Source organism: Shewanella sp. cp20 (assembly GCF_000832025.1).
Classification (GTDB): Bacteria; Pseudomonadota; Gammaproteobacteria; order Enterobacterales; family Shewanellaceae; genus Shewanella.
The window spans coordinates 263,987-278,286 of sequence record NZ_JPII01000007.1 but is presented as its reverse complement, the minus strand read 5'-3'; the positions used below and the strand labels follow the sequence as shown (position 1 = coordinate 278,286).

13 protein-coding genes are annotated in these 14,300 nt (G+C 53.9%); 7 read left to right on the top strand and 6 right to left on the bottom strand.

The window, feature by feature from the left end; genetic code table 11:
• Nucleotides 1-35 precede the first annotated feature (35 nt).
• Entirely contained in the window at nucleotides 36-2,207 is a 2,172-nt protein-coding gene (locus DB48_RS01545) for a TonB-dependent siderophore receptor (protein ID WP_041508560.1), read from the top strand.
• Nucleotides 2,208-2,308: 101 nt separating this feature from the next.
• Here DB48_RS01545 and DB48_RS01540 read toward each other — a convergent pair whose 3' ends face one another.
• Nucleotides 2,309-3,349 carry an alkene reductase gene (locus tag DB48_RS01540; RefSeq protein WP_041508559.1) on the bottom strand — a complete coding sequence of 347 codons (1,041 nt, stop codon included), beginning with the start codon at nucleotides 3,347-3,349 and terminating at the stop codon, nucleotides 2,309-2,311.
• Between the two features lie 131 nt (nucleotides 3,350-3,480).
• Here DB48_RS01540 and DB48_RS01535 point away from each other — a divergent pair, with 131 nt between their 5' ends.
• Nucleotides 3,481-4,059 (top strand): TetR/AcrR family transcriptional regulator, encoded by a 579-nt coding sequence (locus tag DB48_RS01535; RefSeq protein WP_041508558.1) that lies wholly within the window; start codon nucleotides 3,481-3,483, stop codon nucleotides 4,057-4,059.
• A 102-nt stretch (nucleotides 4,060-4,161) separates the two neighbouring features.
• Here DB48_RS01535 and DB48_RS01530 read toward each other — a convergent pair whose 3' ends face one another.
• The 3 genes from DB48_RS01530 to DB48_RS01520 form a co-directional block, all read right to left on the bottom strand.
• Complete coding sequence (locus DB48_RS01530; RefSeq protein WP_041508557.1) at nucleotides 4,162-4,605, bottom strand: universal stress protein; 444 nt, start codon at nucleotides 4,603-4,605, stop codon at nucleotides 4,162-4,164.
• A gap of 100 nt (nucleotides 4,606-4,705) precedes the next feature.
• Complete coding sequence (locus tag DB48_RS01525) at nucleotides 4,706-5,137, bottom strand: universal stress protein (RefSeq protein ID WP_041508556.1); 432 nt, start codon at nucleotides 5,135-5,137, stop codon at nucleotides 4,706-4,708.
• Nucleotides 5,138-5,538: 401 nt separating this feature from the next.
• Nucleotides 5,539-5,916, bottom strand: a complete 378-nt coding sequence (locus tag DB48_RS01520) for an STAS/SEC14 domain-containing protein (RefSeq protein WP_041508555.1) — start codon at nucleotides 5,914-5,916, stop codon at nucleotides 5,539-5,541.
• Between the two features lie 412 nt (nucleotides 5,917-6,328).
• Between DB48_RS01520 and DB48_RS01515 the strand changes: the two genes are divergently transcribed.
• A complete protein-coding gene (locus DB48_RS01515; RefSeq protein ID WP_052813602.1) occupies nucleotides 6,329-7,753 on the top strand; it encodes a coniferyl aldehyde dehydrogenase in 1,425 nt (474 codons plus the stop codon).
• Nucleotides 7,754-7,765: 12 nt separating this feature from the next.
• The gene (locus DB48_RS01510) at nucleotides 7,766-8,350 is read left to right on the top strand and encodes a TetR/AcrR family transcriptional regulator (protein WP_041508554.1); all 585 of its coding nucleotides are present in this window, start codon (nucleotides 7,766-7,768) and stop codon (nucleotides 8,348-8,350) included.
• A 1-nt stretch (nucleotide 8,351) separates the two neighbouring features.
• Here DB48_RS01510 and DB48_RS01505 read toward each other — a convergent pair whose 3' ends face one another.
• Nucleotides 8,352-9,233 carry a LysR family transcriptional regulator gene (locus DB48_RS01505; RefSeq protein WP_041508553.1) on the bottom strand — a complete coding sequence of 294 codons (882 nt, stop codon included), beginning with the start codon at nucleotides 9,231-9,233 and terminating at the stop codon, nucleotides 8,352-8,354.
• Nucleotides 9,234-9,343: 110 nt separating this feature from the next.
• Here DB48_RS01505 and DB48_RS01500 point away from each other — a divergent pair, with 110 nt between their 5' ends.
• Nucleotides 9,344-10,015, top strand: a complete 672-nt coding sequence (locus DB48_RS01500) for a type 1 glutamine amidotransferase domain-containing protein (RefSeq protein WP_041508552.1) — start codon at nucleotides 9,344-9,346, stop codon at nucleotides 10,013-10,015.
• A gap of 132 nt (nucleotides 10,016-10,147) precedes the next feature.
• On the top strand, nucleotides 10,148-11,305 hold the full coding sequence (locus tag DB48_RS01495) for a membrane dipeptidase (RefSeq protein ID WP_041508551.1): 1,158 nt from the start codon (nucleotides 10,148-10,150) through the stop codon (nucleotides 11,303-11,305).
• Between the two features lie 367 nt (nucleotides 11,306-11,672).
• On the opposite strand, the gene DB48_RS01490 is transcribed toward DB48_RS01495, so the two are convergent.
• Nucleotides 11,673-12,632, bottom strand: a complete 960-nt coding sequence (locus DB48_RS01490) for a hypothetical protein (protein WP_041508550.1) — start codon at nucleotides 12,630-12,632, stop codon at nucleotides 11,673-11,675.
• Nucleotides 12,633-13,221: 589 nt separating this feature from the next.
• Between DB48_RS01490 and DB48_RS01485 the strand changes: the two genes are divergently transcribed.
• Complete coding sequence (locus DB48_RS01485; RefSeq protein WP_041508549.1) at nucleotides 13,222-14,106, top strand: DMT family transporter; 885 nt, start codon at nucleotides 13,222-13,224, stop codon at nucleotides 14,104-14,106.
• Nucleotides 14,107-14,300: the final 194 nt, after the last annotated feature.

Below are 14,300 nucleotides of genomic sequence, written 5' to 3'. Positions count from 1 at the left end.
TCACTAATCCTCTTTTGCTAAGATGACGACAGATCATGAAACTTAAGCCTATTTCGCTCGCTATCTTCTGCGCCCTGAGCATGGCGACCATGCCAGGCCACGCAGAAGATCAAACTGCTCAAGCAGACAAAGACAACCAACAGGGTGATCAACAGATCGAGAAGATCGAGGTTCGCGGCCGCTATGTGCAGGGCTACAATGCCCACTCGGTCGGCGGTGCCTCACGCCTAGACCTGGCCATTATCGATATTCCCCAGTCGGTGTCTGTGATCACAGATGCCCAGCTGGACGACTTTCAGCTCAACGACATCAACAGCGCCCTGGACAGTGCCACCGGCATCAATGTCGAACGTATCGAGACAGACCGCACCTATTACACGGCTCGCGGCTTCGACATCACCAACTTCCAGATCGACGGCGTCGGCCTGCCGCTGACCTCCGGCAACAACCATGCCGACGAAGATACCGCCATCTATGATCGCATCGAGGTGATCCGCGGTGCTAACGGCCTGATGACGGGCGTGGGCAACCCCTCGGCCACGGTCAACTTTATCCGCAAGCGTCCCATGGCCGACAATCAGCTCAAGCTCCAGGCGAGCTACGGCAGCTTCAACAACGCCAGAATCGAGGCCGACGCCAGCGGCCGCGTCAACGACACCTTCGCCGCCCGAGTGGTAGCGGTGAAGCAGCAGAAAGACTCCTACCTCGACCGATACGAGACGGATAAGAGTGTGCTCTATGCCTTTATCGAGGCTAACCTGAGCGACGACACCAGCCTGTCGGTCAGTCACAGCTACATCAACAACGATGCCACCGGCAATAACTGGGGCGCCCTGCCGCTCTACTATACAGACGGCAGCCCGACCCACTACGACAGATCCACCAACACCTCGGCCAACTGGTCTAACTGGCAGGTGATCAAGCACAATACCGTCGTGGAACTGAGCCATTACTTCGGTGATGACTGGCGCCTGCGTGCCACCTACTCCCACAAGAGCACAGACGAAGACACCGAGCTCTTCTACGTCTACGGTACCCCAGACAGAGAAACCGGCCTGGGCCTCACGGGTTACGGCAGCGAATATGACCTGGACGAGAGCCATGATCTGGTCGATATCTATGTCGACGGTGAAGTCAGCCTGTTTGGCCGCGATCACCAACTGGTGGCCGGGGTAAACTATGCCAAGGTGGACTATATCGACAGCTCGCTGTACGACTACACCACGGGTAATGGCTTCCCGGCCATGCCGGATCTCAACACCTGGGACGGCAACACGCCCAAACCTGTGTTTGCCGATAAGCCTCGTGGCAGCGATGTCGGTGCCAAGCAGCAGGCTGCCTATTTTACCGGTCGTTTCAACCTGTTTGACGGCTTCCATTTCATCGCCGGTGGCCGCTTTAACAAGTGGCAGGCCGAAGGGATCTCCTATGCCAAGGTGCAAGATGTAGAAGACAGCCAGTTCATTCCCTACCTGGGCGCCGTCTATCGCATCACCCCAGAACTTGTGGCCTACGCCAGCTATACCGAGACCTTCAAGTCGCAAATCGAGAAGGATATCGACGATAACCTGCTGGCCCCAGTAACGGGCGAAAGCAAGGAGATAGGCCTTAAGAGCGAGCTGTTTGACGGCCGCCTGATCGCCAGCCTAGCCTACTTCGACGTCCAGCAGGTCAATCTGGCGGTGCCGGATCCCCGCACCGCCGCTCTGCCGCCAAGCGATCAACGCTACATAGGGGCCGATGGCATCAACAGCAAGGGCTATGAGTTAGAAGTAGCCGGTGAGGTGTTCGATGGCCTCAACCTGAGCCTGGGCTTCACCGACTTCGACATAGATGGCAATGACGACAACGCCGCAAAGGTAGCCGCCTATACGCCGAGTCGCCTGCTCAAGTTTGCCGCCACCTATGATGTGGCCGCCATCGAGGGCCTCTCGGTAGGCATGAACATGCGTTGGCAGGATGATATCTACCGCAATCAGGGGCTGGTCGGCGAGGGATTCGACAATGCGGGCGAGGCGATCGTCACCCGCCAGGATGCCTACGCTATCGTCGATCTTATGGCCCGCTATCGGTTTAACGACAACCTTCAGTTGAGCCTCAACGCCAACAACGTGACCGACGAGAAATACCTCAATAGTCTCTATTGGGCCCAGGCCTTCTATGGTGCGCCGGCGAACTACAGCGCCACCCTGAGCTGGAAGATCTGATCTAAGTCCATCAACAAAAGGGCTTAAGAAAAGCGCACTAAAAAGGGCATGTCGCCGAAGCGATATGCCCTTTTTGTTGTTTAACTGATATACCCGCCGACTTAAACCAACTCGGCCAACATCTCATCGGAGTAAGTCACCAGCGGCTGTCTGTCCCGTACCCTGACAACATAGTCTGGGTTGGCGATAAAGGGACGACCTATCGCCAGCAGATCGAAGCGGCCATCGGCAATGGCCTGTGCCCCTGTCTCGGCGCTGTAACTACCTACCCCCACCAGGGTCTGGCTGTAATGGGCGCGCACATAGTCCGACACTCGCCCGTCGAGATAGTCGAATGTCAAAGCATCGTCGAAGATCCCCACGTGCAGGTAGGCTAACTGGCGCGACTCCAGCTGTTTTAAGAAGTAGTCGAACACGGCGCGATCTCGGCTATCACCCTGCATATTGACATAGGCGCCCGGCGACACCCGCAGCGCGGTGCGATCCTGGCCGATACGCTTAATGATGGCATCCACCACGGCCAGCGGGAAGCGCGCCATATTCTCCGGCGTGCCGCCAAACTCATCATCGCGACGGTTACTGTCATGATGCAGGAACTGATCGATAAGGTAGGCATTGGCGCCATGGATCTCGACGCCGTCGAAACCGGCATCGATTGCATTGGCCGCCGCCTGGGAATAGTCGGCCACCAGCTGTGCTATCTCCTCACAGGTCAAGGCCTTAGGGATCTCATAGGCCAGCTCACGCTGACGCGGTACCGTGCCTTCAATCTTTACCGCCGACGGCGCCACGATCTGTCCACCGAAGAAGTGAGAATGCGCTACCCGGCCCGTGTGCCACAGCTGGGCGAAGATCTTGCCACCCTTGGCATGTACCGCGCCGGTTACCTTCTGCCAGCCCTGGATCTGCTCTGGGGTAAACAGGCCCGGGGTATTGGGATAGCCCTGACCATCGGGGCGAATGATCACCGCCTCCGAGATGATAAGCCCGGCATCGGCACGGCGAGCATAGTAGTCTGCCATCGCTTGGGTTGGCACCAGATCATCGTCGGCCTGACAACGGGTGAGCGGCGCCATCAAAATCTTGTTATTAAGGGTAATACTGGCGTTAAGCGCATAAGGCTGAAACAGATCGGCTGTCATAATCGGCTCTCTATCTTGAATGAGCGTTCAAGATACTCCCAGGCGAAAAATGATTCAAGATCTTTTTTGAACGTACATTCAAAATTAAGTACAATCTCATTTACCCCCAAGCAAACAGCGACAAGAGTAAGATGCGCAACGCCGAATTTGATCGCCAACAGGTACTGAGACAGGCCATGAATGCCTTTATCGACAAGGGCTACGCCAAGACCAGTATGCAAGATCTCACCAAGGCCACAGGGTTACACCCTGGCTCCATCTACTGCGCCTTCGACAACAAGCGTGGCCTGTTGCTCGCGGTAATTGAACAGTATGGGCAAGACAGGCGAGCCGAACTGGCCGCCTGCTTCGGCTCATCCCTCCCCTTCCCTGAGCAGCTCAAACAGTATCTGGCCAGCGTAGTCGATGAGTGTCAGTGCCAAGGCACACCTAAGGCCTGCCTACTGACTAAGGCGCTCAATGAGGTAGCACAACAGGATGAGGTGATTGAGAGTGCCATCAAGCAGCACCTAGAAGACTGGCAGCAGCTGCTTGCGGCGCAATTTAGCTCGGCAGTCGATAAGGGAGAACTCCAGGGGGCCCCTGAACACCTGGCTCGCTACTTCATCATGGGCGTCTATGGGCTGAGAACCTTTGCCCATACCAAGCCTGCGCCAGAGGTATTGCACGCCCTGGCGGCTCAGCTTCATCAGGATACCTGCCGACGCTAAGGCCTTAGCCAATTTGTGTAGAATCACTAGCCTGCACTGGCTCTGACCTATATTAAGCACCCTCAAACTGCTATAAAACAGAGAAGGTCAACAGGCTCTAGGCTATTTCACGACCATCACGGGGCACTTGGCCTTGTTGGCCAGCTCCTCGGCCACGCTCGGGTTCAGCAGGTGAGACAGCCCGGTATGACCATGACTGGCGACCACTATCATACCCACATCGTACTCTTCGGCATCCAGCAGTATCTGGCCCAACACGCCACCGGTACGTACTTCGCTGTGCACCTTGAGATGGGGTGGCATCTTAATCTGCGCATCCCTGACAATCTCACCCAACTTACCGTTGGCATAGGCATGCAGATGCTGCTCCAGCTCATCCTGACTCTCAACCACAATCCCATAGTTATGGGCGCCGTAGGGTTCACTCACCACATGAACGATACGCAGATCCACGCCATATAGCGTCGCCATCTCGATGGCATAACTCAAGGCGTGTGATGCCGTCTCGGAAAAATCCGTTGGGCATAATATTTGACGGGTACGCATATTCACCTCCTCAAATCAGGCGCTCGTCTCCCTCTGTCACAGACACGACAACCAGGCTGCGCCCTCAGCCATCTGCCGAAGGCCAGCTTAGAAACCAGCACTATTTGACGACAAGCACTGGGCACTTGGCGCGGTTCGCCACCGCCTCTGCCACATTAGTATGCAGAAAATGAGACAAACCTTTACGGCCATGGCTGGCGATCACTACCATACCGACATTACTCTCTTCGGCCTCGGCTAAGATCTCTGTGGTGGGATCGCCACGACGTATCATGGTCTCGATAGGTAACTTGCTATCGAGCTTGGCCAGCAAGGACTTCATCTTCTCGGCGGCGGCATCTTCCATCGACTGGGCAAGCTCTTCCGGCGTGATGGCGAGGATCTGAAAGTTCTCATCCCCCATCGGCTGCTCGACCACATGGAGTAAGCGAAATCCCACCTGATACAGATTGGCCATCTCGATGGCGTAAGACAGGGCATGGGAAGCCGTTTCAGAAAAATCTGTCGGGCATAAAATTTGACCACTTCTCATCTGTTACTCCTTAAGGACCTATTACGCTTTCAGGTTTATTTTCTGTTCTCTCTAGACACATTTCGCCGACCACGCGAGCCATTTAGAGGCCCCTTCTAAGCAGCCCTTGTAGGACATTTCTCCTGCGTTATCACAGACTGGCGTAGCAAAATAACCTCACTGACTCCGCCTTTAATTAAACGCCTACAAACTACCGCAGAAACAAACAGGAAAGGCCAACAGGCCCCAACGCTATCGGCATTCTCTTTTTACTTAAGCATAGCGGATAAAATTGACACAGGCTTGACAGAAATCGCTTATATTGCAGGCCCTTCTCGTCATCTATTCCCGTTGGTAACAGGCCTTGGCAAGATGCTGTAAGCAGCCTCTGTTTCACTGCATACGACACCCGTCACAAGCCATCAACACAGCCACTCGAGCGCGTCGCGTTTATCCTCGAAAAACCTGAACTCGCCCGGAGTGAACCAATTAGCGACCCGGGTCGCCCACTGCTGCAGATCTCCCGCACCTATGATGGCCACCCGCTTAAACTCCTTGCCGTGTTTCAATCCCAACTTAAGGTCATCCCAGACGGCGTGCAGCGACAGGCCATCGAGCTCTGTGATATCGATGAGGGCCACGATTTCGGGCGCCTCAATACCCGCCAGAGCCGACTCCAGCAGGGGCGTCATCTGCTGATAATCTTCGTGGGTTAACTTGCCAACGGCCTTGAAGGCCAAGTAAAAATTCTCCTGACTGCGCTCTATGCCTATGGCGATACCATGTAGGTTTATGCTCATATCAAGCTCCTCTAATCCAGCCTAAAAGTGCCTTCTTCATTTTAGATTTCCAGCCCTCTCACCCGCTTGATCAAGATCACACTTTTCGCCGTCATCGAACAATATTTGACCCGAGCGATTTAACCCTCTAACATTAGACCGACTAATCAGTCGGTTTTTTTTGTAATTTCCCATCCTTCACCACCTCAGGTGGCTTGAAGGGAGATAAAGCAGAGGCGCCTAGCGCCCTAACGAGTAATAGCAATCACGGTCAGTATGTGATCAGAAACAGCGCAGCAAAAAACCTTGAGAACCAAGCAGGATATTTAGGTAAGTAGTTATTCTACAATTAAAAATACTCATACAGTTATCGAGTGTTTTAGCAAGCTAGCATGATCAATTATTTATTACGATTGGTATAAGGATAAGCACCATGAATATGCCCGCCAACCTAGATATCGGCCAAGGCCTCAACCAACTGCTGGCAAAACAGAAAGCCGGCTTCAGAGCCGAGGGCGCCCCCTCGCGGCAGGCGCGTGAGGCACAGCTTATCGCCCTCAAACAGGCGCTGCTAAGTCATCAAGAGGCAATAGTCTCGGCGCTCAATGCCGACTATGGCCACAGATCAACTGATGACAGCCGTATCTCAGACATCATGCCCTGCGTCAACAACATCAACTACACGTTGAAGAAGCTTAAAGGCTGGATGAAGCCGAGCCGACGTCACGCCGGCATACTACTGGCGCCCGCCAAGGTACAAGTGCAGTATCAGCCTCTGGGTGTGGTCGGCATCATAGTGCCGTGGAACTTTCCCGTGATGCTCTCCATCGGCCCCCTCATCACGGCGCTGGCCGCCGGTAACCGCGCTATGCTCAAGCTGTCTGAATTTACCCCAGAGACCAACAAGGCACTCAAGCAGATGTTGGCCGAGATTTTCGACGAGACCCAGGTGGCCGTAGTCGAGGGGGAGGCCGAGGTCGCCGCCGCCTTCTCGGCGCTGCCCTTCGATCACCTGCTGTTTACCGGCTCCACTACGGTTGGCCGCCATGTGATGCGCGCCGCCGCCAACAACCTTACCCCGGTCACCCTGGAGCTCGGCGGCAAGTCGCCAGTGATCATCGCCCCGGATATGCCGCTGGATACCGCCGTGGAGCGCATGATCTACGGCAAGTGCCTCAACGCAGGGCAGATCTGTGTCGCCCCCGACTATGTGCTGCTCCCCAAGGGGCAGAGCGAGGCCTTCGTGCAGGCCTTCATCAGACGCTTCAAGCAGATGTATGGTGAGATAGGTCAAAACCCGGACTACGGCGCCATCATCAACCAACGCCAGTTCGACCGCCTGCAGGCGGTACTGCAAGATGCCATCGACCTCGGCGCCAGGGTCACCCCCACCAGCGGCGAAACCATGGCGCCCGGCAGCCGCAAACTGCCGGTGCAGCTGATAACCGGGGTAAACGAGCAGATGCGGGTGATGCAGGAGGAGATCTTCGGCCCACTGCTGCCCATCATAGAATATGACAGCCTGGAGTCGGCTATAGAGTATGTAAACGATCGCCCTCGTCCGCTGGCGCTCTACATCATGAGCTTCGATACAGATACCCAAGAGCGACTACTCAACCAGACCCACTCGGGCGGCGTCTGCATCAACGAGACCGTATTTCATGTGGCGGCGGACGATGCACCATTTGGCGGCATAGGTCCTTCGGGCATGGGCCACTACCATGGCAGAGAGGGCTTCCTCACCTTTTGCCACGCCAAGACCATACTAAGTCGCGGCAAGCTGAACACGGGCAAGCTGGTGCACCCACCCTATGGCACAATCATCCAGCGTATGCTGATGAAGCTGTTTTTACGCTAAGGGGCGCCGCAGATGACAGCCGGTAGCAAACCCACCAAGAAACAGGCGATCCTGGATACCGCCCTACGGCTCTTCGTGAGTCAGGGCTTTCATGGCACCAGCACCGCCACCATAGCACGGGAGGCGGGGGTGGCTACTGGCACCCTGTTTCACCACTTCCCCTCGAAGGAGCAGCTGCTTGAGCAGCTGTTTCTCAGCGTCAAGCAGGAGTTTGCCGACGCGATACAATCCGCGGTAATTAAGCGTGGCGATCTCAAGCAAGATGCCGAGCAACTCTGGTTTGCCGCGCTCAGTTGGGCCATAGACAACCCGCTGGAGCAGGCCTTTTTTCAGCTCTATTCTATGTCGCCCAACGTCGAGCAGTCGGTACGCGATCAGGCGATGCACAGCATCTTAGGCTTCATCGGCGCGCTCATCCGCCAGGGCCAGGCACAAGGCTTGCTGGCCGACTTCCCTCAGGATCTGATGCTGGACAACTGTCACGGCCAATACCTGGCCGCCACCCGCTACTTCGCCGATCATCCCGAGCGCTGGCAGCAAGAGCATGAACGCAGCGCCAGCTTCGCCCTGTTTTGGAATGCGATGGCGGTGCGGTGAATCACTCCTGCCAATCGGCAAAGTGTGCTAACAGATGGTCAATAGCCATCCGCGCCCGCATCGGCAAGAAACGACGATTTTGATAGACAATCCAGCTGGTGATCCCCCGATTCCAGTATGAGGACAATACAGGTACCAGACTGCCCTTGGCTAGCGGCACAATAAAGCTACTCTTGGGCAGGTAGGCGATACCCAGGTGTTGCTCTGCCGCCGCAATCACGGCAGGCACATTATTACTGCGCCAACGTCCCTCGACCTTGATGCTCAGCTCGCCATCCCCTTGCTGGAACAGCCAGTGATCATTGTTCGAGATGATGCAGCTATGCAGTCTAAGATCCTGCGGCGTCTTGGGAATACCAAACTCAGCCAGATACTGAGGACTGGCCACGGCCATCATGTCTCGATTCGCCAGCTTACGCGCCACCAGCCCCGAATCTTTAAGCGCCCCAAAACGAATGGCGAAATCGATACCGTCTTCGACAAAATTGACCATACGACTATTGAAGTCCATCTCTATCGTCAACGCTGGATGCTGCCTTGCAAAGTCAATCAATACCGGCGCAATATACTGCTCAGCAAAGGCACCTGCGGCACTGACTCTCAGCGTACCGCTTAGCTGCAACTGCTGCTGGGTCACCTCCTCATTCGCTTGCCTAAGTCCCACCAACAGATTCTGACACTGACGATAATAGCCCTGCCCGGCCTGAGTCAGACTGACACTGCGCGTAGTACGCGCAAACAGGGCGCAGCCCAAACGCGCCTCGAGTCTTGCCACCTGACGACTGACATGACTGGTAGAAAGTCCCAGTTGACGAGCCGCCGCAGAGAAACCGTTAGACTCGGCAACCGCTATAAATTCGACAATACCCTCAAAGCTGTCCATGAATCACCATTATTGCTATATAACAATATTAATTTGCCATTAAGCAGGATTATCGCCACACAAGGGAAGAATTACAATGAGTCCACTTTCAGTAACAGAGACATTGCATCATGAAAAAAGTACTTATCTATTTGACAAACCACGCGACCCTAGGCGATACCGATGAGGCCAACGGCACCTTCGCACCTGAACTCACCCACGCCCTACATGAGCTGTTAGCCGCAGGGTTGGATTATGACCTGGTTTCAATTAACGGCGGCAAGGCACCACTGTATGGCACAGATATCGAAGGCGATGAGATTAACGCCTCTATGCTGCAAGACGCCGCTTTCATCAGCCGGGTCAACAACACCATTCCTGCCTCACAGATCAACATCCAAGAATACAGCGCCATCTACTACCCCGGCGGATTTGGGCTATTGTCGGATTTAGCCCATAACCAAGAGGTTGCTCGTCTCAGTGCGGCGCACTACGAAAATGGCGGCGTCATAGGCGCGGTCTGTCATGGGCCTGCCGGCCTGCTCCCCATCACCTTGAGCACAGGCCAAAAACTCATTGCCGATAAATCTGTCACCGGCTTTACCCGCGAAGAAGAGGTCGACTACGGTACTATCGATAAAATCCCCTTCCTGCTCGAAGAAGCACTCACCCGCAGTGCCAAGCGCTATAACAAGGTGCAACCCTGGAACGCTTTTGTCATCGAGGATGACAGGCTTATCACGGGACAAAACCCCGCCAGTGCAGGCGCAGTCGGTAAGGCCATTGCCGCGCACTTCGCCTAATCCCAGGCAGGCACTCATGGTCACAACGATGGCCATGAGTGTCACCCAGCGCTCCACGGTTCACCCTTTTGATGTTAGTATCAGCAACTTAATTCATATTAGTTTGCCGGGTTCATCATAAGGGAGCGCAACATGCCTGTAGAAATTCAGCGACGTCAGCTACTCAAAGCCTTAGCCGCAGCGGGCTTGTTAACTCAGTTATCGCCCCTGAATGGCTGGGCAAAAACCGCAGGGAAGCCCCTCTATATCGATGGCCTCTCTTTTCTGCCCGAAGATTTAGCCGATCTTCACGCCTCAAAGCTCGATGCCTACCTGTGTGATATCTCCGCCATCGAGGCCATAGAACAGGCCGACGGCACCACCAACTACAAGCGCACCTACAATGCCTGCGTCAAGAGCATCGGCGAGGCCTTAGAGCGGGTCAATGCCAATCCAGACAAGCTGATACTGGGGCGCAGCGCCAAAGATATTCAGACCGCCCACGAAAGCGGCCGCACCGCCGTCTTCTTCCAGATCCAGGGGGCAGACTGCGTCGAGCCGAGCATAGGGCAAGATCTCAACCAGGTGGATGAGTTTTACGAGCGCGGCCTGCGGGTACTGCAGCTCACCCACCACTACGGTAACCAATTCAGCGGCGGCGCCCTGGACAACGATGGCAAGCAGGGGCTCGACCTGCCGCTGACACAGGCTGGCCATCAGCTGATCGATAAGCTCAACAGCAAGAAGATGCTTATCGATGTCAGCCACTCCAGCCCTCGATCGGCGCTCGACACGGCCAAGGCCAGCCGCGCCCCGATAGTACAGAGCCACGGCGCCGTGCGCGCCATCGTCAATCACGCCCGCTGCTCACCCGATGCGGTGATTAAGGCTATCGCCGACACCGGCGGCCTGTTCGGCGTCTTCATGATGACCTTCTGGCTCACCACCGATCACCCCCCCACCACAGAGCACTACCTGGCGCAGCTCAAACATGTGGTCAAGGTAGGCGGCATAGATGCCGTGGCAATTGCCAACGACTATCCGCTGCGAGGTCATGAAAATCTGCTCAAGCTGGGCAACGACAACGGCGAAGGGGTGAAACAATATATCGAGTGGTGGCACAGCCTGCGCGCCCGTGGGGTGCTTGGCTTCGACCACGAACCTCAGCACGTGGTGATCCCAGCGCTTAACCATATCGAGCGCATGGAGCGCATCGACACCGCCCTATCCCACGCCGGATTTAGCAGCAGCGATCGCGCCAAGATCATGGGGGAGAATTGGCAAAGGGTGTTGGCCGAGGTACTAGGCTAGTTCCTCTAACCCAGGCTGGGTGCTCTGACCTAGGCTGGTTAGCGGCCAGCCTGCTTCAAGCTTAAATGAGCATTGACCTAAAGTGCTCTGAATGATGTGGCGAAACACTTACGGAATTTCTTATAGGGATGCGCAGCTTACTCTGCTTGAACTTAGCTTAAGTGAGCGTTAACCATCATTGTTTTGAATTGCCTGCGGCAGGCTACCGTGCAAACACGCTTTTGGCACGCAGCAAGTCCATCCTTGGATGCTCTGCGAAATCATCCCTGATTTCGAAGGCCAAAAGCGTGTTTACACCAAGTTATTCCATCTCTTCGATTTGACCTTATGGGAAACATCTGGACAAAAGCTTGTGTGGTCGATAGCTCTAATATGTGAATTTCAGATTAATACTTCTGTCTGCTAACGCTTCAATCAGTATTGGTGAAGTACCTATGTTTTTGTACTCATAAATAGCTTTTGCTCTTTTAACTAGTCTCTTATCCTCTGACAAGATTGCAGAGCAGTATGCTCCCATAGCAATATGACCGGCATCACTTCTCACATTGTGAATTTTACTTATTTTCCGGCACTTCTTTTCTGCTTGAAAACCCAATATATCCATAACTGCATTGCATCCAATTATACCAAGATACAGGGGCCACAACTCATACCCTTGCTTATCAATGGGATCAAACCCAAAAAACTGATCGCAGCTAATACCAGACCCTTCCATTGTTGGAGATATTATGTCCCAAATTTGGGCAACCTGATTTTCCCCAGAGACACCACCAATAGCTCCTTTTTCATCACCAAACGCAGCTCTAGTCTTTTTTATGTCGTTTCCGTTCGAAATCAAATCGTCAACCATCGAATCAAATTCAGGTTTAATAGCGCCGATTTTGTTAGTCATTTCTGTTGTGTCATTTGGCAAATCAGATGTTAGTTGTAAAACTTGATTCACTAAATTATCTGAAAGTTCTTTTAACGGCCCCTCATCTCCACCGCCGTTAATCCACACTTGAAATGAATCAAACATGGTTTCATCAAATTCTACGTTGCCTATTGCCTCAATATAGTTCTGATAATTCTCAAATGGAGTAAGAACCTCGATCAGTCTTGCTTCACCAGTAATTTTCCAATCTTCATCATGTATAAGATCCAGCATTATTGCGCCAATCTTATTTAGCACATCTAAATATTTTTCTGGATCATCAGCTCGCTTGATTTCCGCAAGATGTTCTTTTGAATAGACCCATTTCAAGTCATCTCTTGTGCTAAGGTTAATATGCCCTTGCAACTGTAGACCTATAATATTTTGATCGATATAGACTAATGGGATACTCATAAATCTCCGAGAAAGCTAACAGCTTATAAGTCCGCATGCGCGTTTACGTCATTAAAATAGTGAAAACGCGCATTGTTAACTGATTGTATTACAACGAAGTTATCACCTTTACTTCAAATACACCATCCAGAAAAACTCGCATGCACGTTTTCCAATCCTCCTCCCTAGCCGGCATAAAGTTAAACACTGATTTTATTACCCTTTATTTTCATTCGGTTTGCCGCCGATAGCTCACAAAGTGGCAAGGATGAACTAAGTTTTCCTATCTATCGGCAAAAAATGCAGCCAAATCGAAGAGACGTTTAGATACGAGTGTAAGCACGCTTTTGGCTCTCGGCGGCATGGACGCCGCCGTGAAGCCCACATGGATGTGCTTGCGGCGGGCCAAAAGAGTGCTTACACATCCCCCGCCGGGCAGGCGTTAGATTTCCATAAAGGTACGACCTTCAATTCCCTCAATAAACAAGTACGCCGCTAAAAGCTAAACCTTCATAGCAAACAGCCAAACGCTAAACCACCGTGGCAAACCAACAATCCCACGATACACTGAAACTAATATCGCTAAGAGATTCAACGCAGAAGGATTAGCATGCCCAAACCCTCCTGGCTACGCCTGGTCATTCTCACCTCAGTCACCATGCAGGCATTCGCGGCCAACTCGCTCTTCTGCCGTGAGGCATTGGCGACAGGCAGCATAGATGCGGCCAGCTTCACCCTGATACGTATCGCCTCCGGCGCCCTGGTACTCGGGCTAATCGCATCGCGTCAGATTCGCGCAAGCGGCCTGGGCGGTAGCTGGCTGTCGGCCGGGGCGCTATTTGGCTACGCGGTAGCCTTCTCTTTTGCCTACAACAGCCTGAGCGCAGGGACAGGCGCCTTATTACTGTTTGGTGCGGTGCAGATCACCATGATCTTCTATGGTTTGTGGTCGGGCGAACGAATAAATCGCAAACAGATATTGGGAGCCATGCTGGCGGGCGGAGGCTTGGTCTGGCTCGTGCTCCCCGGCGTGAGCGCCCCTCCCCTAGTGGGCGCCATGCTGATGTTTGCTGCGGGTGTCTCCTGGGGAGTCTACTCTCTGCTCGGCCGTGGCAGTGAAAAACCGACACTGGCCACGGCGGGCAATTTTATCCGCGCCGTCCCCATGGCCTTGCTGCCTCTGGTATTGCTTACCCATTCACAGAATATCAGCATCACAGGTATTGGCTATGCCGTGGCATCAGGCGCCCTCGCCTCGGGGCTGGGCTACGCCCTGTGGTACTCTGTGCTGCCTTCACTATCGGCCCTCACCGCCGCGACGGTTCAGCTCAGCGTACCTATCATTGCCGCCTTCGGCGGCTTTATCTGGCTCGGCGAGGCGATGACCACGAGACTCCTCGTCGCCTCCATCGCCGTCCTCGGCGGCATCGCCCTGTTTGTCATGAGTAAACAAGGCAATCACGCCAGCAATGAAGTCAAATCGAAGAGAGATTAGGCCCTAGATCGGGATATTATTACGCCTTTGGCTCTTAGCGACAGCTCTTAGCGACAGCTCTTAGCGACAGCTCTTAGCGACAGCTCTTAGCGACAGCTCTTAGCGACAGCTCTTAGCGACAGCTCTTAGCGACAGCACGTAGCCGAGAGCCAAAAGCGTATCAAGAGTAAGGCCATCGGATGCTATGTCAAAAA

Excerpts from the sequence above, each read along its gene's own strand:
- DB48_RS01535 (WP_041508558.1), top strand. The coding sequence starts at position 3,481 with ATGCGCAACGCCGAATTTGATCGCCAACAGGTACTGAGACAGGCCATG.
- DB48_RS01515 (WP_052813602.1), top strand. The coding sequence starts at position 6,329 with ATGAATATGCCCGCCAACCTAGATATCGGCCAAGGCCTCAACCAACTG.
- DB48_RS01530 (WP_041508557.1), bottom strand. The coding sequence starts at position 4,605 with ATGCGTACCCGTCAAATATTATGCCCAACGGATTTTTCCGAGACGGCA.
- DB48_RS01540 (WP_041508559.1), bottom strand. The coding sequence starts at position 3,349 with ATGACAGCCGATCTGTTTCAGCCTTATGCGCTTAACGCCAGTATTACC.
- DB48_RS01505 (WP_041508553.1), bottom strand. The coding sequence starts at position 9,233 with ATGGACAGCTTTGAGGGTATTGTCGAATTTATAGCGGTTGCCGAGTCT.
- DB48_RS01545 (WP_041508560.1), top strand. The coding sequence starts at position 36 with ATGAAACTTAAGCCTATTTCGCTCGCTATCTTCTGCGCCCTGAGCATG.
- DB48_RS01520 (WP_041508555.1), bottom strand. The coding sequence starts at position 5,916 with ATGAGCATAAACCTACATGGTATCGCCATAGGCATAGAGCGCAGTCAG.
- DB48_RS01500 (WP_041508552.1), top strand. The coding sequence starts at position 9,344 with ATGAAAAAAGTACTTATCTATTTGACAAACCACGCGACCCTAGGCGAT.
- DB48_RS01510 (WP_041508554.1), top strand. The coding sequence starts at position 7,766 with ATGACAGCCGGTAGCAAACCCACCAAGAAACAGGCGATCCTGGATACC.
- DB48_RS01490 (WP_041508550.1), bottom strand. The coding sequence starts at position 12,632 with ATGAGTATCCCATTAGTCTATATCGATCAAAATATTATAGGTCTACAG.
- DB48_RS01485 (WP_041508549.1), top strand. The coding sequence starts at position 13,222 with ATGCCCAAACCCTCCTGGCTACGCCTGGTCATTCTCACCTCAGTCACC.
- DB48_RS01525 (WP_041508556.1), bottom strand. The coding sequence starts at position 5,137 with ATGAGAAGTGGTCAAATTTTATGCCCGACAGATTTTTCTGAAACGGCT.
- DB48_RS01495 (WP_041508551.1), top strand. The coding sequence starts at position 10,148 with ATGCCTGTAGAAATTCAGCGACGTCAGCTACTCAAAGCCTTAGCCGCA.